Source organism: Dysgonomonas sp. UBA7710, from assembly GCF_002482385.1.
Classification (GTDB): Bacteria; Bacteroidota; Bacteroidia; order Bacteroidales; family Dysgonomonadaceae; genus Dysgonomonas.
Window position 1 is genome coordinate 50,549 of the sequence record NZ_DLFW01000043.1, and the last position, 25,714, is coordinate 76,262.

At 39.3% G+C, this 25,714-nt stretch carries 18 protein-coding genes, 1 pseudogene and 1 riboswitch; of the genes and pseudogenes, 6 read left to right on the forward strand and 13 right to left on the reverse strand.

Annotated features, from left to right (window positions below):
• Complete coding sequence (locus B3317_RS13800; RefSeq protein WP_291112587.1) at window positions 1–582, reverse strand: carboxypeptidase-like regulatory domain-containing protein; 582 nt, start codon at window positions 580–582, stop codon at window positions 1–3.
• Between the two features lie 49 nt (window positions 583–631).
• Window positions 632–943: riboswitch (cobalamin riboswitch) on the reverse strand.
• A 121-nt stretch (window positions 944–1,064) separates the two neighbouring features.
• Between B3317_RS13800 and B3317_RS13805 the strand changes: the two genes are divergently transcribed.
• From B3317_RS13805 to B3317_RS13815, 3 genes are all read left to right on the forward strand, one after another.
• Complete coding sequence (locus B3317_RS13805; RefSeq protein ID WP_291112589.1) at window positions 1,065–2,363, forward strand: cobyrinate a,c-diamide synthase; 1,299 nt, start codon at window positions 1,065–1,067, stop codon at window positions 2,361–2,363.
• Between the two features lie 55 nt (window positions 2,364–2,418).
• Window positions 2,419–2,913, forward strand: a complete 495-nt coding sequence (locus B3317_RS13810) for a DUF456 domain-containing protein (protein ID WP_291112591.1) — start codon at window positions 2,419–2,421, stop codon at window positions 2,911–2,913.
• A 163-nt stretch (window positions 2,914–3,076) separates the two neighbouring features.
• A complete protein-coding gene (locus B3317_RS13815) occupies window positions 3,077–5,476 on the forward strand; it encodes a family 20 glycosylhydrolase (RefSeq protein WP_291112593.1) in 2,400 nt (799 codons plus the stop codon).
• Between the two features lie 119 nt (window positions 5,477–5,595).
• Here the strand turns inward: B3317_RS13815 and B3317_RS13820 are convergent, their stop codons facing one another.
• On the reverse strand, window positions 5,596–7,815 hold the full coding sequence (locus B3317_RS13820) for a tetratricopeptide repeat protein (protein ID WP_291112595.1): 2,220 nt from the start codon (window positions 7,813–7,815) through the stop codon (window positions 5,596–5,598).
• Window positions 7,816–7,895: 80 nt separating this feature from the next.
• Window positions 7,896–10,187: a cation:proton antiporter gene (locus B3317_RS13825; protein WP_291112597.1), complete on the reverse strand. Its 2,292-nt coding sequence runs from the start codon at window positions 10,185–10,187 to the stop codon at window positions 7,896–7,898.
• Window positions 10,188–10,690: 503 nt separating this feature from the next.
• Between B3317_RS13825 and B3317_RS13830 the strand changes: the two genes are divergently transcribed.
• Both B3317_RS13830 and B3317_RS13835 read left to right on the forward strand, forming a co-directional pair.
• A complete protein-coding gene (locus B3317_RS13830; RefSeq protein WP_291112599.1) occupies window positions 10,691–13,192 on the forward strand; it encodes a hypothetical protein in 2,502 nt (833 codons plus the stop codon).
• A gap of 197 nt (window positions 13,193–13,389) precedes the next feature.
• Window positions 13,390–15,378 (forward strand): DUF4954 family protein, encoded by a 1,989-nt coding sequence (locus tag B3317_RS13835; protein ID WP_291112601.1) that lies wholly within the window; start codon window positions 13,390–13,392, stop codon window positions 15,376–15,378.
• Between the two features lie 800 nt (window positions 15,379–16,178).
• Here the strand turns inward: B3317_RS13835 and B3317_RS13840 are convergent.
• Complete coding sequence (locus tag B3317_RS13840; protein ID WP_006799438.1) at window positions 16,179–16,439, reverse strand: type B 50S ribosomal protein L31; 261 nt, start codon at window positions 16,437–16,439, stop codon at window positions 16,179–16,181.
• A gap of 573 nt (window positions 16,440–17,012) precedes the next feature.
• On the opposite strand from B3317_RS13840, the gene B3317_RS13845 reads away from it, so the two are divergent.
• Window positions 17,013–18,203, forward strand: a complete 1,191-nt coding sequence (locus B3317_RS13845; RefSeq protein WP_414647503.1) for a lactonase family protein — start codon at window positions 17,013–17,015, stop codon at window positions 18,201–18,203.
• Between the two features lies 1 nt (window position 18,204).
• Here B3317_RS13845 and B3317_RS13850 read toward each other — a convergent pair whose 3' ends face one another.
• The 9 genes and pseudogenes from B3317_RS13850 to B3317_RS13890 form a co-directional block, all read right to left on the reverse strand.
• A complete protein-coding gene (locus B3317_RS13850; protein ID WP_291112606.1) occupies window positions 18,205–19,872 on the reverse strand; it encodes a mechanosensitive ion channel family protein in 1,668 nt (555 codons plus the stop codon).
• 152 nt (window positions 19,873–20,024) lie between these two features.
• Entirely contained in the window at window positions 20,025–20,192 is a 168-nt protein-coding gene (locus tag B3317_RS13855) for a hypothetical protein (protein WP_291112608.1), read from the reverse strand.
• A 133-nt stretch (window positions 20,193–20,325) separates the two neighbouring features.
• The gene (locus B3317_RS13860; protein WP_291112610.1) at window positions 20,326–21,735 is read right to left on the reverse strand and encodes an MSCRAMM family protein; all 1,410 of its coding nucleotides are present in this window, start codon (window positions 21,733–21,735) and stop codon (window positions 20,326–20,328) included.
• A gap of 271 nt (window positions 21,736–22,006) precedes the next feature.
• Window positions 22,007–22,231, reverse strand: coding sequence for a winged helix-turn-helix domain-containing protein (locus B3317_RS13865; protein ID WP_291112612.1), 225 nt, complete (start codon window positions 22,229–22,231; stop codon window positions 22,007–22,009).
• A 29-nt stretch (window positions 22,232–22,260) separates the two neighbouring features.
• Window positions 22,261–22,467 carry a hypothetical protein gene (locus tag B3317_RS13870; protein ID WP_291112614.1) on the reverse strand — a complete coding sequence of 69 codons (207 nt, stop codon included), beginning with the start codon at window positions 22,465–22,467 and terminating at the stop codon, window positions 22,261–22,263.
• A 78-nt stretch (window positions 22,468–22,545) separates the two neighbouring features.
• Window positions 22,546–23,463, reverse strand: a pseudogene (locus B3317_RS13875) (UDP-3-O-acyl-N-acetylglucosamine deacetylase); the annotation flags it as partial.
• Between the two features lie 27 nt (window positions 23,464–23,490).
• Window positions 23,491–24,438 carry a 3-oxoacyl-ACP synthase III family protein gene (locus tag B3317_RS13880; protein WP_291112618.1) on the reverse strand — a complete coding sequence of 316 codons (948 nt, stop codon included), beginning with the start codon at window positions 24,436–24,438 and terminating at the stop codon, window positions 23,491–23,493.
• Between the two features lie 19 nt (window positions 24,439–24,457).
• Entirely contained in the window at window positions 24,458–25,198 is a 741-nt protein-coding gene (locus tag B3317_RS13885; protein ID WP_291112620.1) for a lipopolysaccharide kinase InaA family protein, read from the reverse strand.
• Window positions 25,195–25,629: a thioredoxin family protein gene (locus B3317_RS13890; protein ID WP_291112622.1), complete on the reverse strand. Its 435-nt coding sequence runs from the start codon at window positions 25,627–25,629 to the stop codon at window positions 25,195–25,197. Before B3317_RS13890 ends, B3317_RS13885 begins: the two co-directional genes overlap by 4 nt.
• Window positions 25,630–25,714 lie beyond the last annotated feature (85 nt).

A 25,714-nucleotide genomic window follows, 5' to 3' on the forward strand; every position in this document is an offset into this window, starting at 1 on the left:
TTATTTACTGAACTTTAAAGACAAACTCACAGAGAAAACCCGTCCGGGAGACAGTGTAGCGTAATTTGCCCCGAAAGGCTTGTCGTCCACGAAATCAAAAATATTTTCGATACCGAAGCCCGGTTCGACAACAAATGACGGACTGATAGCCATCATGGCATTATCGAACGTGGGAACATTGATATTCTCCAGTTCCTTTTTGGTAATCATATCCATTGCCACCGAAGTATTTTTCAGCCGGTTATGTGTACCTGTTCCGGTCACTACTACTTCATTGAGTTTCAGTGGGGATTTCTTCAAGACGAATAAGATATCTCCCCGAAAAGAAGCAATATCAATCTTATCTCCATTGTAGTCGAGAGCAGAGGCTCTTAATGTGTGTTTTCCTTCGGGTACTCTCTGTAAACTAAACACACCGTTCTCGTCCGTCGAAGTTCCCAATGTGGTGTATTCGATCCATACACTGGCACCCGCAACAGGTTTCTCATTTTCATCCACGACTTTCCCCTTTAAGGTCATTTGGGCAAACGTCATGCTTACAATACAGCACAGGATGGCTGTAACCAATACTTTTTTTCTCATTAAAATGCGAAGTATAATGTTAGTATTATATTCTTGGCCCCGAGAATATTTAATTTATGCATACCAGGCAGGTTTCCTGACTTACTCCATTTTTGAACATCCTTCCCAATCTTCAGTTAACAGTGAGCAGTTAACAGTTAACAAAAATTATTAACTGATAGCTGATGACTGATGACTGTCAATCAGTGGTTTGAGTATTGTCCAAAAACTGTTTTCAGATTGCATAACTGTTAACTGATGACTGTTAACTGCTCACTGAAAAGAGCTTACAGTAGCGGGCACTGTTCCGGACTTTAACCGGATTCCCTTTTATGTAAAAAGACGGATGTCTGATTACATCACCTTAGCGGCAGCAAAGTTAATTTTTTAAAATATCAGAAAAAAGTATTTAAGGAAATAATTTGTAAGTATATTATTTTCTATACATCGATACGGGTTTCATATCCCATATTTTATACTTTTGCTGAAGAAAAAGAAGAATCATGACATATACATCCAATTTCCTTATCTCGGCGATAGCTTCCGGCTCCGGTAAAACCACAGTTACTTTGGGTTTATTAAGAGCACTCCGGAACAGAGGACTGAACGTACAACCCTTTAAATGCGGGCCGGATTATATAGATACGAAATATCATGTCCTGGCGGCAGGAAACGAATCTGTCAATCTCGACCTGTTCTTATCGTCAGAAAGCCATATAAAGTATTTGTATAATAAATATTCGTCGGATAAAGATGTCTGTATCACCGAAGGTGTCATGGGGCTATTCGACGGATACGACCGCATGAATGGAAGCAGCGCGCAAATAGCAGAGAAACTGGATATACCTGTCATATTAGTCCTGAATGCAAAATCAATGGCCTATTCGGCGGCGGCCCTACTCTATGGCTTCAAGAATTTCTCCGATAAGATAAATATTACAGGCGTCATATTCAATTTTGTAGCTTCCGAAAGTCACTACAATTTCTTAAAAGATGCCTGCCACGATGTAGGACTTGAACCATTGGGCTATCTGCCTAAGAATACTGATATAGAAATACCATCACGCCATTTGGGATTGAATATCGACGAACAATACCGCTTCGATGACTTCGCGGACAAGGCTGCTGCCCTGATAGAAAAGTATATAGATATAGATAAACTCCTGTCCATTACTGCAAGAAGAGAACCGCATATAGGAATAACAAAAGAAATTAATGTGCCCTTACAAGGGTTAAGAATAAGCGTAGCCCGTGATGCAGCATTCAACTTCATGTATCATGAAAATATCGAATACATGAAAAGGATAGGTATAGTGTCTTATTTCAGCCCGTTATACGACAAGCAGCTACCTGAATCCGATTTTATTTACCTGCCCGGAGGGTACCCGGAGTTATATCTTAGCGAACTAAGTAATAACCGGACGATGCAGGACAGTATCCGCCATTACGTTGAAGCCGGAGGTAAAGCACTCGCCGAATGTGGAGGCATGATGTACCTTTCCTCGTCCATATCTGATGAAAACGGTATTGAATACCCGATGGTAAACATTTTCGACCAAAAAGCCACAATGGAGAATATGAGGCTCAAACTGGGTTACAGGCAATTCGAATATAACGGCGTATTACTCAAAGGACACGAATTCCACTATTCTTCCATAAAAAGTGAGCAACAAAGCGTTGTACAACAATACACAGCCAAAGGGCAACCCACAGATACCAAACTGTTGCGTTATAAGAATGTTATCGCAGGCTATACACATCTTTACTGGGCCGATACGAATAATCTGATGGATCTATTTTAAAAAAGAGACTCCTATACATCTATTTAGTTACTATATTTGTAGAAATATATAATGGATGGCTATCGATATCATTCTTACCATAATAGGTGCAATACTCATTATCACGGGTATAGTGGGCTGTATCGTGCCCGTATTACCGGGTATTCCGCTCAGTTATGCAGGTATCTTCCTGTTACACCTCACATCGAAGGTTGAATTTTCCACCCGGTTTCTAATCATATGGGCCATTGTTGTCATCATTGTACAAATACTGGATTTTTATGTTCCTGTATGGGGTACCCAGAAATTCGGCGGAGGAAAGAAAGGTATTTGGGGTAGTGCAATAGGAATTATCTTCGGTCTGTTCTTTCTTCAACCCTTCGGTATCATCCTTTTCCCGTTTCTAGGAGCTTTCATCGGAGAACTGATAGACGGCAAAGAACCGAAACCCGCTCTTAAAGCCGGATTTGGAGCCTTCATTGGATTTATGGCCGGAACAGTAATGAAACTGGCTGTAGCTTTCATTCTTGCTTTTTACTTTTTTAAAGAGGTAATCGGTATCTTTTTCTGAAGCTTTTATAGAGTCTGTATAGGTAGCCTTCTCAGGTTTTAACATTTGAGACGGTATACTTTTCAAATGTTAATTAACAGTTTTAAAATACAACTAAGCTAAACGATGCTTATATTTGTATGTATTATAGAGAACCTTTAATTAAAATTAAATCATTATGCTAATGAAAAAACTAGTTCCTTTGTTTTCTCTGACAGCCATGGTACTGATAACGTCGTGTAACGGCCCGGAACCAACTGTGGAGAAACCCTACAACCAAGGTATAAACATTACTCCTATCCCGCTAGAACTGACACAAAAGGAGGATACTTTTAAACTTTCAAAAAGTATAGTTTTCGTCTCCGGTAATGCAGATATAGATAAGGTCGCTGCTTATTTTTCCGCAAAGATAAAGGCTTCGACAGGCTACGATATCAAAACAGTAAAAGATAAACCAGCTTCCGGCTATATCGATCTGAGTATCACTCCTGAACTGGATGTCAACGACGAAGGATATACATTAGACATAACTAATCAGGGCATAGACATACAGGCAAAAACACCTCAGGGATTATTCTACGGTATGCAAACGGTTATGCAATTGCTACCGGCCGAAATAGAAAGCCCTACTCTGGTAAAAAACATAGCTTGGAACATTCCGGCTGTAACCGTAAAAGATGAACCCCGCTTCAAATACCGTGGGTTGCACCTCGATGTATGCCGCCATTTTGCCGATGTAGACTTTCTCAAGAAGCAACTGGATGTATTGGCCATGTTCAAAATCAATAAATTCCACTGGCATCTGACAGAAGACCAGGGTTGGCGCATCGAAATAAAGAAATACCCTAAACTGACTGAAATGGGAGCCGTTCGCACCGAAGGTGAAGGAAATACCTACGGGCCGTTCTTCTATACACAGGAACAAGTGAAAGAAGTGGTAGCCTATGCCAAAGAACGATTCATCGAGGTAATACCCGAAATAGAGCTTCCGGGCCATGCTGTGGCGGCACTGCATGCCTATCCGGAATTATCATGCACCGGAAAACCAATCGAAGTGCGTAATATCTGGGGTGTTGCAAACGATGTTTTCTGCGCAGGAAACGATTCTGTATTCCAGTTTCTTGAAGATGTGATTGCCGAAGTAGTTCCTTTGTTTGAGAGTGAATATTTTCATATAGGCGGCGATGAATGCCCGAAAATACGCTGGGAGAAATGCCCTAAGTGCCAGGCCCGTATCAAGGAACTTGGATTGAAAGGCAATAAAGAACACAGTGCAGAGGAAAAACTTCAAAGCTACTTTGTGCAGCGGATAGAAAAAGTTCTGTTGAAACACAATAAGAAAATGATAGGTTGGGATGAGATACTCGAAGGTGGACTCGCCCCATCCGCAACTGTAATGAGCTGGCGGGGAGAAGAAGGCGGCATTGCCTCGGCAAACATGGGGCATGATGTAATTATGACCCCGGGAGCATGGTTGTATGTGGATAAATATCAAGGAGATGCTAATCTTCAGACAGTAACGATAGGCGGACTTCTGACATTAAAAAAGGTCTACAATTATGAACCAATCCCCGAAATGATAGCTGAAGATAAAAGACACCACATACTTGGAGCTCAAGCGAATATGTGGAACGAATATAATTACACCGAACAGGAAATGGAACTCGATATGTATCCGCGCGCTATAGCCCTGTCTGAATTAACATGGTCTGCAAAAGAAAAAAAGAGTTATCAGGATTTCGAACGACGTATCGATAACCAACGTGTACGTCTCGATATGCACGGTATCGATTACTACATACCTATGCCGGAGGATAAAGGCCCTTATACGATAAAATATTGGGGTGACTCTGTCAGTGCGCCATTCTCGTGTAATTTCGTAGCATTTACAGATCAGGCGACACTTGACTTCAAGACAACCGAACCGGCCAGGATGGTTTATACGACAGACGGCAGTGAACCTACACTAAAATCGGAAGTATTTACAAAACCGTTGACATTCACTGAGAATACGACACTGAAAATACGCTCGGTACTGCTTTCCGATAAGATGAGCCCTGTGCGTACTATTACAATAGAGAAACAAACGTTCGCTCCTGCAGTAGAAAAGGAGAAAGATGCTAAACCCGGACTAAAAGCAGAGTATTACAAAGGGTATGCAAGAACGGTTGCTGAACTGAATGGTAAAACACCGGTTGAAACCGAACAGATAGCCGCACCTCAGGATGCCAAATACAGAGTTAAAAACTATGTGGAAGTGTATGCCGACGATTTCTATTCCCATATCCTGACCGGCTATATAAATATTCCTGAAGACGGAATATATTATTTCAATACAGATAGTGAATTATGGATCGACGGTACATACTTAATCTCTAATGAGAAGGATAATAATGGTACTGCCCGCCGTTTCTCCCGCAGTGACAAATCCATCGCTCTGGCAAAAGGCCCTCATGCTATCAAGATAGTAAGATTGGGAGCAATATTCGGAGGATGGCCTACACAATGGGATCCGGTAATGCTTTCGATACGCAAAGCCGACCAGCCGGAATTTGTTCTTATGGACGCTTCTTATTTTAAATAAAAGCTTTTGGTTAGATTTTTGAAAGCCTTTGAAGAAATATTTCTTCAAAGGCTTTTCTATTTTCTTTTAATATTAAAAGTAACCGGCTAAAAAATCATCTAACAGATTTAATCTCAAACTTACCCCATTTTATATTTTATCTGATCGAATAAGTAAGGAAATATCCTCTCGTCGACACCATGGTTAATGAGAGTACCTCTGTCCGCATCGAAAAGCATCTGAAACAATTCAAAATCATTGTCCTGATATAATGCCTGCTTATAATATTCGACAGCTTCCTTCTTGTTTCCTATGCATAGTTCCACATGACCGGCATTCAGATAGTCATGTACTGTCGGCTTGCCCGACAATATCCGGGTATAGTATTTTTGGGCCAGATCATATTTTTTTTGCAGGAAAGCTGTCCATGCAATCGGGCGCTGAGCTTTTGTCCCTTTGCTATCGAGCAATTCTACTTTGAAATAAGTATTTAACGCCTGTTCGTAATCATCCAGCTCCAGATAACAATGGCCAATATTCAATTCTATATTTATATTATCGGGTGTCAGCTTCGCTGCTTTCTTATAATATTCGAGTGATAGTTCAGGTAGTTTCTGCGAACGGTATAATTGGGCGATACGCTTAATTATCCACGAGTCGTTGGGTTTCAGTAAATCAGCTTGCAGATAGGCATCGAGAGCGCCCTCCAGATCGTTAATCATCTGTCTGCAATAACCAATCTTCTGCCATATATCATCGCTTTGATTATCTATAGCTATGAGCCTGTTGAAGATATTCAGGGCCTCACCGAAATTGTTTTTATCAAAACAGTACAATGCGATCTTCTTCATATCTTCTATATCTGAGATAAGCGGAGCTATCGATTTCTTATCATAAAAATTGAGGCTAAGCCTGAATATATCATAGAAACTGTTTCTGTAAGGATTCAATTTGAAAAAGCGGTACAAATCCTGAATATATTGATTCGACACCACCTCTTCATCAACAGCCGGATTCATTTCTTTAGCTTCCTTTTGAAGCTGTTTTATCTCTTCCGATTCGGCCCCCATACGTCCGAGCATCATTTCGCGCTGGGTAGCCGGAATTTGCAAAAGACTCAGACAGAATGAATATTTATCGGAATTACACATATGTCCCGAATCCACAACAGCAGCCTGTAACAGAGCGCTTTTCTTTTCCGCGGGAAATAAGGTGGAAAATTCGGAGTAAGAAGGATCAAATGGTAAAAACCAGTTACCCATATCGGAGAAGAAAGAAAAATTCTTTAATCCCGAAAATGTAGAGTGGAATACGTCGGCGCCTTCCATTTGCAGATTGGAATATTCCTGTAGCTTTTTTCCCAGGCCGGATTCTTCCAGTTCTTTTTGCCATTCGGGATTCTTTTCAGAGAAGTCGGTATCGCCTCCCATCAGTTCATCCATATTGAGTTTCCTTCCTGCCAGATTATTAAATTTCATCATCTCGGGAAGTATTTCTTCCTTGATCTTTTTGGTTATCTGTTCTGTTTCACGGGAACGGATCAATTGTATGATAGTCCTTAATACGGCTTTCCGGAACTCCGGCTTTTCGGAGAGTGTATCCAGTTGATTCTGTAATTCGGGATATAACGGCCAGCGTACGTCATACATTTGCATTACTACGACTAGTCCCACGATTGCTCTGGCTCTCAGTTGTATATTATCTGAGACCGAGGCCTGCATTAAGACCTGTATTTTGCGGAAATCGAAACGATGAAACAGGCTCAGAGTGATCGCCGACAAGAACAGGCTTTTTTCGCGTACAGGCAAATCTAAATTATTTATAAATGAAATGTAGTTATTAAAGTCGTTCGCATCGGAGCGCGGCGAAACGAATACCATGTTGAACATATCGGAAGCTATCCGCTCACGTTTTACGGCCAGTTCACGTTTCTTATTTGTTTTTTCTTCACCGTCTTCGAGTAAATCAGCCAGTGCTATAGAATCGGCTACATCTTTCAGTTGAGAGGCGTAATCGGTAATTATACCGTCTTTTAGTGTATTGACGCGAAATTTTTCATAAAAGATATTCGACGATTCTATTTTCAGCAATTCATCGGCCGAATCATCTGTCAGTTCATACAACGAACGTAATAAGTTAAGATACACATTTTCCCGTTCAGGGTCTTCAACACCTTCGAAGAGATAATGGAGCATAAATTTATAATTTGTCTCCAACTCGCTGAGTGTTTCAGTGATTTTCCAGTCCTGTGTATTTATTGTCAGTTTCATTAATGACTCAAAGGCATCTTTTAACTGTCTTTTTGACAGGTTTTGAAGAATATCTTTCTTTAATGAAATTATGTCGCGACTATTCATCATTTTCTCTTTAAAATAATAAGAAAAAAGTAATAGGCTGATAATTAGAATCTAATACTTATTCCTTTTGTTTTGCATTTCAATTAATTAGTAAGGACTAAAGTGGACGGTGCGTCTTTCATCAGTTTAGGATTTCTGCTATCCAGTTCCTTCCAGCTATTGAGACTAATCATTATCAAATCCTGCTTCTTCAGAATATCACTATCGATAGGGATATTATTGTTCCAAAGCTGGAACAGATAAGGGTTTATCGCCTTAATCGCACGAACGGATTTTATGAAATCCATCGAGGTATCCATCAGTCCGATAGCATCCCACAGGGTAATCCGCACATAAGAATTTTCGGCCAACCGTTCCATGAAATCTCCTACAAAGATGTCGTCCTCGTCAAGTATAGCGACAAAAATATTCCTCATACTTACCAGTCCTTTATCTATACCTCTATCAACAAATATGCCAACCGGCATATCGCTCTTGGAAACAATGGTCCGTTGCCCTTCGTCGAGGGGTGCCAGCAGCATGCGGCTCCATTTTTTCTGGTTTCCTAATTTTGTAAGTAAATAATTAGGTAAATGAAGTATCCTGTTAGAGAAACCGAGGAAACGGCCTAAGACATTATCTGATAAAACAGAGCCTTGGTAACCGATCAGCAGAAAGTCATATTCCCCTTTGTTTGCTATCTTGGCAACACTGTTGTTGGTATCGCCCACGACTTTGAATATAGGGACGAAACTTTGTTGCAGACTGTGCGCCTCCTCTTCCACCGGTTTGAACATCTCCTGTTCTTCTTCCTCTATACCATATTGATACAGCAGGTTTCCTTCCGAGAGGTGAAGCATGGTGAGTTCCGAAGTCGCTTGCTTCTTCCTTATAAAACTATTGGCTAGAAACATTAGTTTACGTCCCATTTCAGCGCTTTGGAACCATACCAGTATTTTGTATTTATCTTCCTCAACCAAATCTGTATCCGCATGCTTTTTCTTAAATACCTTATCTATAAGACTAAGCAAAGGAGAGGTCATAAATGTGGTGGTCAGCGCCATCACAACCATCATAGCAAAAACTTCAGGGGTAAGGATGCCCAGATCGAGCCCGATATTGAGAACCACCAACTCCATTAAACCCCTCGTATTCATCAGTGCCCCGATGGTAAGGCTATCTTTCCAATTATTGCCTACAAACCGTGCGGCAATTGCACTTCCCATTGTTTTTCCAAAAATGGCAAGAAAGACAATACCCCCGCATATCATCCATAAGCCCGGTTCGTTGAGCAGGCCTATCTCAGTGCGCAGACCGGTAAAGACAAAGAATAAAGGCAGTAACAGTACCAATGATACATCTTCTATCTTTTCGGTAAACAGATTCCTGAAATTAAGATTAGGCGGCATAATTACTCCCGCCAAAAATGCACCAAACAGTGCATGAATACCTATTACTTCAGTGGCATAGGCTGACAAAAACAATATTAAGAAGAATACACCGATAACCGACTTGCTTATGTTTCTGTTAGACGATTGCAGGTCTGCTATCCGCTTCAGGAAAGGACGTACAATCTTGAACATGGCAAGTATATACAGCAGAGCCAGAAGTATGATAAACAAAGAGCTGGCAAACGAGCCGGCCTTAACAACGGCTATAACGGCAGCCAACAAGCACCAGGCTGTAATATCGTCTATTGCAGCACATGTAATTATAGTGGCGCCTAAAGGCATTTTATTGATTCCTCTCTCGTGTATAATGCGTGCCATAACAGGAAATGCCGCAATACTCATGGCAATACCCATAAATAACGCGAACGGGAGGAAAACCGTACTCAGGTGTGTAAAGTTTCCGAACAAATAATAGGCAACAAGAACACCTAGTGTAAAGCAGACGATAATACTGGTATGGCTGATTATAAGGGCATTATTAGCCCGGTTTTTTAAGGTTTTCAAATTAAGTTCCATGCCTACGATAAACATAAACAGGATAAGACCTATCTGGCTGAGAAAACGTATATTTTCCAAGGAGGAGACAGGAAAAAGGAATTCGGATATCTGAGGGAAATAATGCCCAAGAAGGGAGGGACCGAGTACTACCCCTGCAAAAATTTCACCTACAACCGTCGGTTGTCCTATTTTCTGGCATATCCACCCGAATACCCTTACAGCCAGAAGGATAACTACTATCTGCAATAATAATATAGCGACAGGTGCGGCGAAGTCTTCGGTCAGATGATGCAGAAAATCACTCCATGCAGAAGCGGTCGATGCCAGCCCGTATACGTTTTGTTTAGCTTCCAGATTATGCCTTCCAACTCTGACGATAAAATATATCAGTGCCGAAAACAGGCTTATGATAGATGTGTAAAATACAAGGTTTCTATATTTTTTCATAAACTTAATACGCTGTTTATGAGCTTATTCTTTTCTTTCAGATGCAAAGATACAATTTTAAAGTGACAATCCGGCACTTCATTCGGAATCGAAAAAAATGGTAAATACCGTTACCGGGCTATATTTACCTCTATATAAATAATTTGCAATGAGATAGTCTAATTATACAATATCTGGTTTCACTTTTGATGTTATAGAAGATGTGTATATGCACTTAATAGCCATAAAACGAAGACTGGCAGAGTGACCTGTAGTAGCGTAAATAAATGATAATTAAAGAAGAATACCGGATAGAGCTTTTCCAAGTACTTAAAATACTTGATAAAGTGTTAAATAGCTATATATCTGTAAAAAAACAACTTAAAAAATATGTATTAATACAAAATTTAAACCCGAAGTTATCAGAAATTTACTATATAATAATTATCTTTGCAGCGTTTTTCTATAACTATAAATATTACAAAACTTTACGATTTCGATTTTTTGAGCCAAAAATAAACTTTATGGAGAAAAAAACTTACAAACTATTATCCGGATTATCGTTTACTAGTATGTTATCTATCCTTATTGTGACGCTGACTTTAATGTTGTCATGTTCCACATCCAATTCAGTACGTGAGATACGAGCCTCCCGCGACCCGTATGCTAATTATGTACCGCCTATAAAGGTCAAAGTTCCGGTTACAAAGGATGATGCTATGATTAAGGATCTGTTTATGCAATCCCAGTCTAAACGGCCCAATATAGAACTGCCTTATATAGAAGGACAGGATAAAGGCCAGGTTGTAGTCGCCGAGCAGGTTACATACACCAATGCAGAGTCAATAACCCAACCTAAGCCGGATGCGGACAAAGTTCCCGACCTAAGCCAAGTACAGCACCTAAGTGAGGTGGTAGTTACAGCCAAGTCACGTTTTACACCGGAGCAAAACGGACGGGTAAACGTGGACTTTGTGGTGAGAATGCCTAAAGAGCTGCTTTCGACTAACTTCCGGATAACAATGTCCCCTAAATTATTGCATAACGACTCTGTAGTGCCGCTTAAAACGATTATACTAAAGGGACAGGAATTCTCCAATAAGCAAAAACAATCATATAAAGATTACGAAGACTATGTAAATTCCATCGTAGATGAATCGCAATACGACAGCGTTTTTGTCGACTATAAAGGGGTAGAGCAAGATATTGCTTTTCAGCAAAACTTTTATTACAACCAATATCATAAAGAATGGAGCAGGCAGGCCGATTTCGAGGAATGGAAAACCAGCAAGGAAGATGCAGAAGCATTAATGGCGGCCAAACAGACCGGATTCGACAAAAAACTGTATTATGAGAATGTGCGTAAAGCAAGAGAGAAAGCAATGAAAGAGGTTGCAAAAGGAAAGGATACCACCGGCTTTTTTGCAAAATATATGAAAAATGTACCTAAGCCCGACGATTTGACAAAAGGCAAGGCCGTAGTAGAACAGAAAAATGATTATCGTCTCGATTTTTATAAAGAATATTCGAATCGTGCCAAAGAACAGGTTTTCCGCGATTGGGCCACAGGAAAAGATACAGTCGGAGCCTATGCCCGCTATATGAAAAACTTTGATAAAAACCTGAAAACATTGATGCTGGAAGGTGAAGACATGACCAGGATTCCGGAAAGATTCAGGGATATTTACAGGGAAGGCCGCGCAATGAATCAGATCAAAAACCAATATCTGACCGCTAAGGACTCTATAGAAATAGCTCAAAGCCGGTATAAGTTTGAAGATATAGCCCTTAACGAAATGAAAAAAGAACGGCGGGAAGAGAAAAGACGAGAGTTAATTATTTTCCCATACGAAGAGAATACTCACCTCGATACTATAATACAGACCGACCGTGATTTCTTCTTTGTATACAAACAGGATTATCCGGTAACTCCGGGAATGAGAAGGCTTCGTTTGACTATGAATACAAAAATAGATGCAATAGATCGCAGTAGTTTTGTTACTCCTCTGTCCGATACATTGTCTTATTTTATTTCATCCTTGTCTCAGTTGGTAGATTCTACGCTTATATCCAAGACTACAACAATTCACAGGGATGTGTATAATACAATGGTTGTATATCCTAAATTCGCGACAGGTAAATCCTCATTCAATATAAATTACAGGGACAACAAAGAACAGGCAGATAAAGTATTAAATACTTACCGCACATTTACCGGAGAGGGTAAGTTATTGATGGATAGTGTTGTTATACGGGTATCTACAGCCCTGGATGGTCCATATGACGATAATATAGAATTATCGATGAAACGTGCAAATGCACTGAAAGATTACTTCATCAAATCGTTGGGAGGCAACAAAGCCGATATGACAATGATATTCAAAACACGTTACAGTGGAGAAGACTGGAATACAATGGCACGTTTGATTGTCAAAAGAACAGACATGCCTAACAAATCTGAAATATTGGATATGTTGACACAAGCCGTAAATCCGGACCAATGTGAGCAGGATATAAAGAAAAACTATCCGGCTGACTTCAGAATTATTCAGGATTCAATATATCCATTGTTAAATAAAGCGGATATTATCTTCAATATGACCCGTCCGGGTATAACAGAAGAAATTTCAGTCAATACCGAAGTACGTCCTGATTATGCACAGGCGCTCCGTTTCTTACAAGACAGGGAATACTGGAAAGCACTCGATATATTACAGGCCTATCCGGATTACAATACAGCATTATGCCTCGTATGCATGGGCTACAACGCGAAGGCTCTGGATCTGTTAAACGATTTGCAACAGACGGGGAATACCGAATACCTGAGAGCAATACTTTCTATTCGCTCAGGTAACGACAATGAAGCAATCAACCATTTAATAAAGGCTTGTGAATTAGATCCGACAAAAGCGTACCGCGCACCGCTCGATCCGGAAATTGCAGGATTGATACGCAAATATAATCTGCAGGAACGATTGAATAGCAGTGCAGACATGCCTCCGGTGAGCTTACCGGATCAGGAATAAAGTAATTGGAAACTTAAAATAAAAATAACCTCAGCTATAAATAGTTGAGGTTATTTTTTGTCCGGAATATTGAGGCATCGGGAATACAACGGCTAGTTTTTAGAATTTTATGCTTACACTTTCTTTCTTTCTTGTTATTTTTACGATTCATTAGCTAGCCGAATGACTAACAAACAATAAAACTGATAATCAACAATATGAATTACAGAGCTCTGACTCCTCAGGAAATAAATGTGCTAAAAACACAAAACTGTATTGCCGATAATTGGGATAATATAGAGGTTGCAGATAATTTTACGCCGGATTATATAAAGCATGTAAATTTTTCGGGTAAAATAAAAATGGGTGTGTTTGAGGAAGAATTCTCGCTGCCGGGAGGATTAAAAAAGCATTCAGGTATCCATCACGCCTGTCTTCACAATTGTGAACTGGGCAATAATATACTCATAGAGAATATTCAGAATTATATTGCAAATTACAGAATAGGGAATAATGTACTGATCCAGAATATACACCATTTATATGTAGATGGAGAAACTTCTTTTGGTAACGGTGTGGAAGTAAGTGTACTGAATGAGACCGGAGGACGTGAAGTTTTAATATATGATAAACTAAGCGCACACTTTGCATATATCCTTTCGTTCTACCGCCATCGTCCGGTACTCACCAGGAAGTTGCAGGATATGATAATGGCATATGCCAGAGAAAATACCTCAACAACAGGCAGCATCGGTAATAACGTTACAATCGTAAATGCCGGCGCAATAAAAAATGTGCGTATAGGAGACTGTGCTGTTATAGAAGGTGCCCGCCATTTAGAAAATGGAAGTATAAACAGTAATGAGCACGACCCTGTGCATATCGGATATAGTGTAATGGCCAATGATTTCATCATATGTTCGGGTTCGCGAGTAGAAGACGGAACCATGCTCACCCGTTGTTTTATTGGCCAGGCATGCCAGTTAGGCCATACATATTCGGCCAGCGATTCTTTATTTTTCAGTAATTGCCAGGGTGAGAATGGAGAAGCCTGCGCCTTATTTGCAGGGCCGTATACAGTTACACATCATAAATCGACGCTACTGATTGCCGGAATGTTTTCATTTATGAATGCCGGTTCGGGTTCCAATCAGAGTAATCATATGTATAAGTTGGGCCCGATACATCAGGGGATTGTAGAACGTGGAGGCAAAACAACCAGCGATTCGTATATATTGTGGCCATCCCGTATCGGGGCGTTTTCCCTGATAATGGGACGCCACTATCACAATACCGACACGTCGAATATGCCATTTTCATATCTGATAGAAGACAAGAACGAAACGGTTTTAGTACCGGGAGTTAACCTGCGAAGTGTAGGCACTATCCGCGATGCGCAAAAATTTCCAAAGCGTGATAAGCGCAAAGACCCGGAGAAGCTGGACCAGATTAATTTTAACCTGTTAAGCCCTTATACGGTACAAAAAATGTTCAAGGCAATATCTATATTAAGGGAAATGCTCGACACATGTGGTGAGGCCAGCGATTTTTACTCATATAAAGGTTGCCGGATTAAAAACTCGTCGCTGAATAAAGGTATAAAGCTTTATGACATGGCTATAAATAAGTTTTTGGGCAACTCTATCATATCCCGTCTGGGTAATTGCCCATGTACAAGCAACGAAGAGATAAGGAGTTATTTGAAACCCGATACGAGTGTAGGGCTGTGTGTATGGAGCGATATAGGCGGTATGCTTGCTCCCCGCTCCGAAATAGACAAGCTGATATCGGATATAGAATCGGAAAAGATAACACAGGTAGTAGAGATAAATGCTATTTTTGTCCAACTTCACAAAGATTATTATTCACTGGAATGGACGTGGGCGTGGGATAAGATACAGCAATATTACAGATTATCTTTGGAAACAATTACAGCGCAGGATATTAAAAATATCGTTGAGCGTTGGAAAACAGTTGTAGTAGACTTGGATAAGATGATATATGAGGATGCTAAAAAGGAATTTTCTTTGTCCTCACGTACAGGCTTCGGTCTTGATGGCGACCGTAACCAGCAGAAAGATGATTTTGAACAAGTACGTGGCGTATTTGAAGAAAACGCTTTTGTAAAAGCAGTATTGACGCATATAGACACAAAAACAAAATTGGGTAATGAGATAATAAGCCGATTGAAAAAAGCAGTGAAATAATATCGCGTTTTAAGTAGGATAAAGTATTTATACGAATCAGCAGTTGAGTTTTAACGTTCTATTTTTTTAATCATATAAGCTTTGTAAAAGCTCTTATCTTTCAGTTCATGTCTGCCGCGCCCTCCCGGGCTTGTCCTCACTTTTGGCATTGCCCAAAACGAACCAAAAGGCTAGCGCCTCGTTCGACCTCACCCCCCGCCCTCTCCAAAGGGAGAGGGAGCCACAACCGTCTTGCCGGCTGAAAGGGACGAACGGGCTATCGCCCCGTCCCTTTCTACGCCGGCTGCACCGTGTGGGTGCCCCGCCTGCGTCACTAATGCGCGGGGGCGGACGCCAGAGTAAGGGCAAAGCCATCAACTAAAAATATACGCTGGCTCTATTGTGCGTCAGCCTGCGCCGTTAGCTTCATGGACGGGGTACCCGTAGGATTAAAAGACGAAAAAACGAAAACGTGTTTGAGCTTATCTGCCAATTCATATTTTACAACTTTTAGAGCGAGTTTTTTCGTTTCGTCTTTTTTTCCGTTACGGGTCGGCCTTTGAAGTGGGGCGCTAAAGCGTTTTTGGTTCCTTTTGCGGCTTTGGGCAAAAGGAACACAAGCAATCTCTGATTGCGCGTAGTAGAAAAAATAGAACGTTAAAAATCGACTACTGATTTATATCATTCATTGCTATATTTCCGTAATTATTATCCACTTAATGAAAAACAAACACAAGGCGAGTGACTAACCGGAATAAAATAGAAAAGCTCTAAAGTAAAACTTTAGAGCTTTTTAAATTATTTCGACCGATGCTGTACTCTTATTTCTTAGGCTGAGTACGTTTTGCATAACGATTCATAAACTTATCAACACGTCCTGCAGTATCCACAAGTTTTTGTTTTCCTGTGTAGAATGGATGGGACGAACTGGTAATTTCAAGCTTTACCAGCGGATAAGTAACACCGTCTATTTCGATAGTTTCCTTTGCATTGATTGTTGAACGTGAGATAAATACCTCATCGTTTGACATATCTTTGAAAGCCACCGGACGGTAATTCTCTGGATGAATATCTTTCTTCATTTTATAGTAGTTTAAGTTATTTCTTCTTTTTCAGCCGACAAAGATAGGCCTTTTATCCTATTAAAACAAAATATTTCCCTCAAATTTAGGATAAATATATGAATATTTCTTTTTGAATTTTATCTATATATGCGAACAGTTATGAGTTACTGCGCCCTTCGGGCAGTTACGGGTTACGAGAAAAATATTGTTAACTGAAGATTGCTAACTGTTAACTGTAAAAGTTGTTACATTTGTTACTTTTTAACCATATATAGTTAATAAAAGCAAAAACAGCAGAATAAAAACAGTGAAAAATCTGTCAGATATGTCAGGTTTTAACATAATACAGTTAATAAAATCAAAAGAAAACAGCAATAACCATGAGATGCGAGATATGAATAACCAAGTAAAAAAAACTTATATATCATATTTTGCTTACCTGTCTACTAAAAATGTAAAATGTGTCAAGTTTGTCAAGTTTTAAGGAATCCGTTACCTCTTTAATTTTATTTACTAAATATATGCCAATATAATAAATTTTGCTTTCTTTTGTTCTGTAAAAACGTTTTTGAATAAGTAAATATGGAAATCATGTGTAAATATATTTTATTATCAACAGCTGTTGCATTTTCTCTATTGTCGTGTAATAATAAAAAAAGTGCTTCAGATAATTCGACAGAAAATCAAGCCGACATTATAAATATGGAATCTATATCAGACGAAACCAGCATGTACCTTCTTGTCGGCACCTATACGGCAGGTGAGAGTGAGGGAATATATGTATATCAGTTCGATACGGTATCGGGATATTCTCAATATAAAAGCATGGTGAAAGTTGCAAACCCGTCTTACCTGACTGTTAGCAAGGACGAGAAATTTATTTATGCTGTGACTGAAACAGGAGATAATACTGCTGCCGCTAATGCTTATTCTTTCGACAAGAATAAAGGGGAATTGAAACACCTGAATACAGAACAGACTAAAGGAGCCGATCCTTGCTACATTTCAGTGGATGCCACGGGTAAGCATGTGGTTACGGCAAACTATTCGGGAGGTAGCCTCAGCGTGTTTGGAGTGAAAGAAGATGGCTCGCTTAATGCGGCATCGCAGGTTATAAGTTTTAGCGGCAAAGGTGCAGACCCGGAACGTCAGGCAAAGCCACATATACACTGTGTAATGTTTTCTCCGGATGGAAAATATCTGTTCGCTGACGATTTGGGTACAGATAAGATACATAAATTCGATGTAAACACAAATGCTACAGGCGATTATCTGAAACAGGGAACACCTCCATCATTTAAGGTTGCGAATGAATCTGGTCCGCGCCATCTTGCATTTCACCCGAATGGCAAGTATGCCTATCTTATAAATGAGTTGTCCGGCGCTGTAATTGCCTTTAGTTATGACGGGACAAAAGGAAATCTTACAGAAATACAATCCGTACAGGCAGATACACTCAATGCTAAAGGTAGTGCAGATATACATATATCTCCCGATGGCAAATTCCTGTATGCATCCAACCGCCTGAAAGGTGACGGGCTGGCGATATTTTCAATCAATCAGGCTGACGGGAAACTGACCAAGGCGGGCTATCAGGAAACCGGAGTGCATCCCCGTAATTTCGCAATTACGCCAAACGGTAAATATCTGCTTGTTGCGAGCCGCGACAGCGATATAATCCAGATATTCCTCAGAAACGGAAATACAGGTTTACTGGAAGATACATTTAAAGATATAAAACTGGATATGCCGGTATGTCTTAAATTTGTATCTTTTAAGTAACTTAGTTTTCTCCGGATTTTTCTTCAGTTTGAGGATCTTCGTTAAATTCATGTATGTTTACAACCCGGTTAACCCGGTAATGAGGCGATAGTATTTCTATACCGGCTTCCTTGAAAACATCCTGTATATTCTTTCGAAGGTCGGAATATATATCGTTCATCCTATTGGCATCTTTCGTGAATACATTTAGCTGATATTCGACATAGAAGTCCTCGAAGGCTGTTTGCATGATAAAAGGCTTTTGCTTCCGGTTCAGGTTGTCAGTCTTATATGCGACTTTTAGCAATAACTCATGTACCAGCCTCCATGGCACATCATAGCCGATAGTGACCGTTGTATAGAGTATCAATCCATACTGGCTTGCGGAGAAAGTATAATTGACGGTCTTTGTGCTCATTACACTGGAATTTGGTATAGTGATTACCTCATTTTTGGCTGTTTTCACACGGGTTACCAAAGCCGTTTTCTCTATCACGTTGCCCACAGTATCATCCATCTTCACACGGTCTCCTATTTTGAAAGGCCTCATATATGTGATCACAAACCCGGCAATGATATTCCCGATAACGGATGTGGAACCCAGTGATATCATTAGCCCCAGGAATACAGATACGCCCTGGAATATTTGTGAGTCCGAATTAGGGAGATAGGGAAATATCAGGATAAATGTGAATACCATCAGTATGGCTATGACAATATTGTATGTAGGTTTCGCCCAATCGGGATAAAAACCTTTGAACGTAATTTTATTATCTGATATTTTATCTGTGATGGAGCGCAGAAATTTCTTTACAAACCTGAATATAAAGGCAATAACTATTATTGTGAACAGATTTGGCAGATAATTCTTAATACTGACAGCAACTTTTTTTACCGGTGATATAACATAGTTGAGAAGTTGATCCGATAAGCCTGTCGTATGTGGAAATATCTTGAAGAACAATAGGGTACATACAAATAAAGAGGCTACGATCAATACAAAACGTAGAATCTTGAGCAAGGCAAATATGATTTGCTCCGCTTTCTCAGCCTCGATAATGCCAAACAGTCCTTTGACTTTCTTATGCCGCTGTTTGCGTACGAAGATTTTCAGCCTCCGGTAGCCGAACCTGAATCCCCGCAGGAAGAAATATTCTCCGGCAATTATGAGTATAACGAACAGGGCTTGCATTCCTATTCGTTGCCAACTGGTTTCGCTCTGCTGTTTGTCAATGGCACTTATTATAATATTGCGATACGAAGCGGCTAATTCCAGTTTTGTTCTGCCGTATATCTGAGCCTGTAACGTATCTATGCTGATTATGATTCTGGAGTTTTGGTATTTCTGGTCGTCATATACTATATTTATCTGGTCGCTAAACTCAACTAGTTTTAGCGAATCCGGATCAAAAAGGGGATACTCTTCCAGCGATCGTATTTTGTCTTCAATAGCTGAAGCTCTCTGATCGACAGTAAAGGACCCTACTCCACCATGTATAAGGAATAGTGTATCGATGAAAGGAGCTACGGGCGCGCCCTTGGTTTGGGTTAATATAATTTCGGTAGAATCGACCTTGGCTATAACTGGTTCTTTTTTGTTTGTAGTTCTTTTTTGGGCTGATGCATCCATTGTAGTAAGACACAAAATAGTGATGCATAGCAGTGACGTTAAGATGTTATATTTGCTCATAGTAGTTTTTTTGCCTTTTTGAATATAACAAATATATATAAGTTAACTGATAAATCGTATAATAAATGGATAATAAAATCTGAAATATATTTTATAAATAAACTCCCTGCATTTTTGTTCTATACAGGGAGTCTTGTTGCACAATCTTAGTATTAACCTCTGCTTTTCATACTGTCCTCATCCGGATTTATCTTATTAAGGGCTGCTTTTACCTCTTTTTCGCTAATGATAGTTGGATAAAAACTGTTGCTTTTATCTTTTCTGGCTTCTTCATAAGCTACAAAATCCTGTGGAGACTTTACTATTTCATTCTTTTTCATGACTGACAGTAGATTTAATTAAACATATATACTAAACACGATCACAGTAATTTATGTTCAGTGGATACAATAAAAAGCGGATGGTTTATCATAGACCACCCGCCTCTGTCATCAGAACTGTGTTTAATTCTATTTACAAGATGACGCTTAAATTCGCTCTGTTTTCAAATGCATAGTTGTCCTCAACATTCCTTGCATAATCCACTATTTTACTTACTGTTATCGTAGGATTTGGATTATTTAGTATATACTGCACATAGAATCCCCTCACATATCCGTGAGGCAACTCCTCATACCCGCTTGGGGGAGGTGTATCCAAATCCAGTTTCCTTATATCCGTCTGATTTGTGTTTATATATAATTTGTAACCAAGTTCAATATCACTGAGTCTTCTGCACCAGCGTACATTCATCATATGATAGCTTAGGACATCCTTGGTATCCACATAGTCATGTAACATGACCACACCCACGGATAATTCATCGTTCCAAAGCTGTACAGCCATATATGCAGAGTAAAACAAGTGATAAATATCCCCTTTCTTGCCATCTGTATAGCAACCGTTTGTAGGACCTAATCCGTTACACCACGGGCCATCACCGTTTAATCTGGCTCCTCCCGGCATCAGGTTGAATTTATACTTGTTTGTGGTATTCTTTTGGTCAAACCAGTATGTCTTATATGATCCGCCTCCTGGATCTGCAATATCGTAGGCTAAAGGATTGTCTCCCGGCCTTGCTCCTAATGTAAATCGTACATCCCGTTCGTTTAGCCGGGTATGAGGACTGTCGTATGTAGTATTGAACGGACACATAGCAAATAGTTGCCTGTAATCTTCCGGTGCAGGTATCTTCCATCCTTTGATATTTTGATTGTTCTGATCGCGCATTACACCATACTTATTCATATATAATATGCTTGGATAGCTGTAGTATCTTCCATAACTCTTTTCAAAATCATTGATGTTTTGTAACTGGAATTGAGATGGTGCTATCCTGATACGTTCTACATATCTGTCCAGAACATTTTGAGTAATCGGATAGATATTTTCAAAATCATTACCCCATTTCACCGTATGGTAAAAATTCTGATCTACCCAATAATATTCACCCACACGCACAGCATTATATTCGCCAAGAAGCTGACTACCCTCCGTAGTGTAAAAATTGACCTTCATCGATTCGGGTAAAGCTCTGGTATTTTTGTTGATATACTGAAAAACAAAATCTTCAGAATTTTTATTGAAGTATAGATATTTCTTTTCTTTTTCTTCCCCTATATAACCACCGGGAGGTGTAACTTCTACTACTGTATAATTTTTTGCGGGCAGATCTGTCACCTCAGTTTTACCTTTATCGAGAGTATATGTGGCAACAACTTCATTATTGTAATCGAGCACCTTATATATTCCTCCTCCAATAAATTCATTTGTTACTATATCTCTTGCCGAGATTGTGAAGTGAGCCATTTCCATATCACCATTGTCGGTACATGCATATAGTCCGATAAATGACAATAAGTAAATTATAATATTCTTCTTCATTTTCCTTTCCTTTTATTTTATTCTATATTAAAAGCAGCCTGTAAAATAAAATGGTAAGGTACATGGTACACAGATGTGATAGAATTTATATATCCGTATGTCTTCCTAAAATAAACATGTTAACTTATTTATTTGTTTTTGGAATTTAAGTAAAAATGCAAAGAAATTCACCCCAATGAACTTTTTAGTATTCCCGCATCTCAACTATGATGGCAAAAAAGAAAAGCGTTATTTAAATAAATAACGCTTTTTCTATAATGAATAAATTTAATCAATAATATGTTTCAGATACAGAATGATTCAATTCAATATATAAATGACCATTTTCATCAAAGAATCGGATCTTATTTTCTCTTGATAACCAGCCTAGTGCCATATTTATGAGAGTATCTTTAAAATCGGATAATTCTCCGATTTCCCTTATGGTTAACTTACCCTTTTCTGCCAGTAAATTCCATATTATACCTGCATTAATTCCAATGTCATTTTTCAGCATAATTTACCAGTTTAAATTTATAAAATAAATCATATTTCTTTATTATCGATCAGACTTGAAGTAAATCCTCCTAATAAAGCGCCATAGCTGCAATTAACCCAGCATTCGGCCGATAATGGATAAGTACCCCAATAACAAGCAAAATAGAACCAATAGACAAAACCTATAATTATTCCGGCTAGTATGCCGAGCAATATGGTACTATTATTCGTGATGAAAGCCAATACCTTATTCATAATCAAAATTCTTTAAGGGCGATTCCAGTAAAATTGTCCGGTGTGTACCGGTTCTGCAAGCATAGCAACTTTCGTTGGTTTAGATTCTTTCATAGCTTCGCGTATAGCTCTGGCAAACAGATTATTGATTTTGTGCCCCGGGCAATTTGCGATAATCCGTCCTTTTATAAAATGACCGACCAATGCTATATCACCTATTATATCAAGTAGTTTATGTCTGGCCGGCTCATTAGGATAAAGTAACGGCTTATTCATGATATATCCTAATTTATTGGCGTCCTTTCTTTTTACTCCCATTACATCGGCCAGATGGTCGAAACTATCTTGTTCGATAGGCTTGTCATATATCACGATAGCATTGTCCAAATCTCCGCCTTTAACCAGATTATTCTGGAGTAAAGGTTCTATTTCACGGACAAAGACAAATGTTCGGGCAGAAGCAAAGTCTTTTGTAAATTCGGACAAATCATTCAGGCTTGCATCCTGTCGTCTCAATAGTGCCGAGTTGAATGCAATATGCGACTGGATACTGAACGAATCGTCAGGTAATAAGAGCATCGAAGAACCGGTGGCTTTATCCATTACCTTGATTCTTTTTCTTTTGAATGTAATATATTCTCTTACAGCATCTTGCTGTTGTATACCTACTTCCTTTATCTTGCTTACATAGGCAATAGAACTTCCATCCAGGATGGGAAATTCGGGAGCATCCACATCTATCAGGCAGTTATCTATCTCGCATGCGTAGAGGGCAGCTAGTGCATGTTCTACAGTGCTGACCTGCACTCCGTTGGCCGACAATACCGTACCTCGTTGTGTAGCCGAAACGTTTTCGGCCAAGGCATCTATTACCGGTTGTCCCAAAACATCGGTACGCCTGATTTTATAACCATGGTTTTCAGGTGCAGGATTGAACGTGATGTTGATACTTAATCCGGTGTGCAACCCTTTTCCACTCAGTGAAAAACTATTTTTTAAAGTTCTTTGATTAACCATAACAAATCTTTTTATTGTTTTTGTATCTTAAGGCATTGTTAATAAGCAGGCGCCAGCAGAATATCCCCCACCGAATACCGATATACAGACCAAGTCTCCCGACCGGAACCTGTCAGTATTCTGAGCATACACCAACAAAGCGCTGGCTGAGCCTGTGTTGCCTAATTCTTCTATATTGGATAATATTACATCGTCACTCAAGTCGAGTTGTCTGGTCACATTCTTCAATATTCTCATATTGGCCTGATGGCCTATGAAATAAGTTAACCTGTCGAGAGAGTATCCGCTATTCTCCACTATTTCTTTCGTATTTTGTGATATATAGTTACATGCAAACATAAATACATCTTTTCCGTGTGGCATTTGTAGCCCGCCATTATCAGGGGTAAGGAAAACGCCTTGCGGCCCTAAGCCTACATGTCCCAATCCCTGAGTTGTAATATCAATAATATGAGGGTCTTTTTCGGTTTGTGCCGTGTCGGAGAAGAAATATGCGACTGCGCCATCTCCCCACAGATGACCCGACATGCAATCCGTATCATCCGAATATGTCGAATTACGGTCGGCACAGATCAACAAGGCCTTACTTGCTATTTCGGAAGAGAAAAACGAGTATATAATTTCCATGGCGTTGATTGCAGAAGAACAGGCCGAGGAAATATGAAATACTTTGGCTTCGGATATATTGTATTCCCGTTGTATGTAATGCCCAGCTGTGGCAATTGTATCTGACGGCGTATATGAAGCAAATATAATCAAGTCCACGTCATTGATATTGTACGGCAATTTGGGCAAAGCATTACTTACTGCTTCTGCACACATATAGTTCATTGTTTCTTTCTCGGTAGCCCTGGAGCGTGAGCGTATACCGGTTCTTTGCAAAATCCAGTCACTGGTAAGACCATTCACTTCTGTGAAGTAATCATTAGTAACCCTTGTAGGTGGGATATAATATCCGGTTGCATTAATATACATATTCTATATGTTTAAATTCTCAATATTGGTTTTCACATTCGGGATGACGCAGCAGATATTTTTTCCAAAAACGACGATTGTACAGATGTATTAGTTTTTGGCATATTTTTTCATCATATTTACGGATTTTTGAATATTCTTCACCAATGTAATTCAGCGTATTATCATTGGCTTTGATGCGTTTGAAGCTTCTGCAACTATCCAGTAAACTGATGTTTCTGAACGACATCCGGTTGAGGTCCACCAGATAAAACTGATAGCCATCTTTGGTTGTTTTATAGAGGATATTTCCCGGTGAATAATCTTTATGGAATATTCCCTTTTTATGTATTTCGGCTGTGAACATTGTAAAGGCCTGAATTAAACCTTTGCTCTCTTCCTCTGTTTGTTTATATACTTCTTTCATCGTACCCTGTACTTCCTCATGTATGGAGATATAGTACGACTCGGACAATAACCTGTTTTTACATATATCGATATATGCGATAGGATCGGGCGTATTGGTTCCCTTATCCAGAACGTATAGCGCATTGTTAAAAGATCTTTCGGCCTTAGACTTTCTGATATATTTATACACAAAGCGATTGATAAGTATGGGTCTTTTAAAAGATTTTACATTTACCATAAAACCGTTTATCCGGAACAACTTAATTGTATTGCGTGCATTATATATCATCTCCCCTTCCCGAGAAAAAATCTCAGGGATAGAATATATAAATTCCGAAAGTCCATTATATTTAGGATTGATACATAGTTTCATTTTGTAGCTCTGTTGTAAATGATTTTTAAATTAGACTCCGGAATAACTACCAAAATCCGTTCTCTCTCTTTTCCCTCTTTAAATATCAGTATACTCGGAACCCCTGATATACGATATTCCGCTTCCAGAGCGTTGAATTCGGCAATATTTACTTTATAGTAGTTAATTTTTTCTTTATCATCCACTGGTAATTGGTTGAGATTATACTCCATTTTGTCACACAAATCTGAGTTTTCTTTATAAAAAAGGACAAATCCGGTGCCCGAACTGACAGCTTCATCAAAAGTTTTATCATTCAGGTCTACAAAACGGCTATCTTCCACATTATTCGGAATACTGTTTACAGCCCAGGTACCCATAATATTTGTAACTATGCTTAATAGGATAAACATTAATCCGAAATGCCATGCCTGAAGTTTAAAAGTTTTCATTACTGTTTAGTTTAGTAAAAAAAGTTTTTAATGCTGCGCCTCGAAATCAGGGCTATCAGCCATAGTTATATTCCAAAAGATGCAA

Bases quoted from the DNA above. Each gene is read 5' to 3' on its own strand.
- B3317_RS13840 (WP_006799438.1), bottom strand. From the start codon at position 16,439: ATGAAGAAAGATATTCATCCAGAGAATTACCGTCCGGTGGCTTTCAAA.
- B3317_RS13855 (WP_291112608.1), bottom strand. From the start codon at position 20,192: ATGAAAAAGAATGAAATAGTAAAGTCTCCACAGGATTTTGTAGCTTAT.
- B3317_RS13825 (WP_291112597.1), bottom strand. From the start codon at position 10,187: ATGAAAAAATATAGAAACCTTGTATTTTACACATCTATCATAAGCCTG.
- B3317_RS13805 (WP_291112589.1), top strand. From the start codon at position 1,065: ATGACATATACATCCAATTTCCTTATCTCGGCGATAGCTTCCGGCTCC.
- B3317_RS13810 (WP_291112591.1), top strand. From the start codon at position 2,419: ATGGCTATCGATATCATTCTTACCATAATAGGTGCAATACTCATTATC.
- B3317_RS13815 (WP_291112593.1), top strand. From the start codon at position 3,077: ATGAAAAAACTAGTTCCTTTGTTTTCTCTGACAGCCATGGTACTGATA.
- B3317_RS13890 (WP_291112622.1), bottom strand. From the start codon at position 25,629: ATGAAAACTTTTAAACTTCAGGCATGGCATTTCGGATTAATGTTTATC.
- B3317_RS13865 (WP_291112612.1), bottom strand. From the start codon at position 22,231: ATGCTGAAAAATGACATTGGAATTAATGCAGGTATAATATGGAATTTA.
- B3317_RS13870 (WP_291112614.1), bottom strand. From the start codon at position 22,467: ATGAATAAGGTATTGGCTTTCATCACGAATAATAGTACCATATTGCTC.
- B3317_RS13830 (WP_291112599.1), top strand. From the start codon at position 10,691: ATGGAGAAAAAAACTTACAAACTATTATCCGGATTATCGTTTACTAGT.
- B3317_RS13850 (WP_291112606.1), bottom strand. From the start codon at position 19,872: ATGAGCAAATATAACATCTTAACGTCACTGCTATGCATCACTATTTTG.
- B3317_RS13835 (WP_291112601.1), top strand. From the start codon at position 13,390: ATGAATTACAGAGCTCTGACTCCTCAGGAAATAAATGTGCTAAAAACA.
- B3317_RS13800 (WP_291112587.1), bottom strand. From the start codon at position 582: ATGAGAAAAAAAGTATTGGTTACAGCCATCCTGTGCTGTATTGTAAGC.
- B3317_RS13860 (WP_291112610.1), bottom strand. From the start codon at position 21,735: ATGAAGAAGAATATTATAATTTACTTATTGTCATTTATCGGACTATAT.
- B3317_RS13885 (WP_291112620.1), bottom strand. From the start codon at position 25,198: ATGAAACTATGTATCAATCCTAAATATAATGGACTTTCGGAATTTATA.
- B3317_RS13820 (WP_291112595.1), bottom strand. From the start codon at position 7,815: ATGATGAATAGTCGCGACATAATTTCATTAAAGAAAGATATTCTTCAA.
- B3317_RS13880 (WP_291112618.1), bottom strand. From the start codon at position 24,438: ATGTATATTAATGCAACCGGATATTATATCCCACCTACAAGGGTTACT.
- B3317_RS13845 (WP_414647503.1), top strand. From the start codon at position 17,013: ATGTGTAAATATATTTTATTATCAACAGCTGTTGCATTTTCTCTATTG.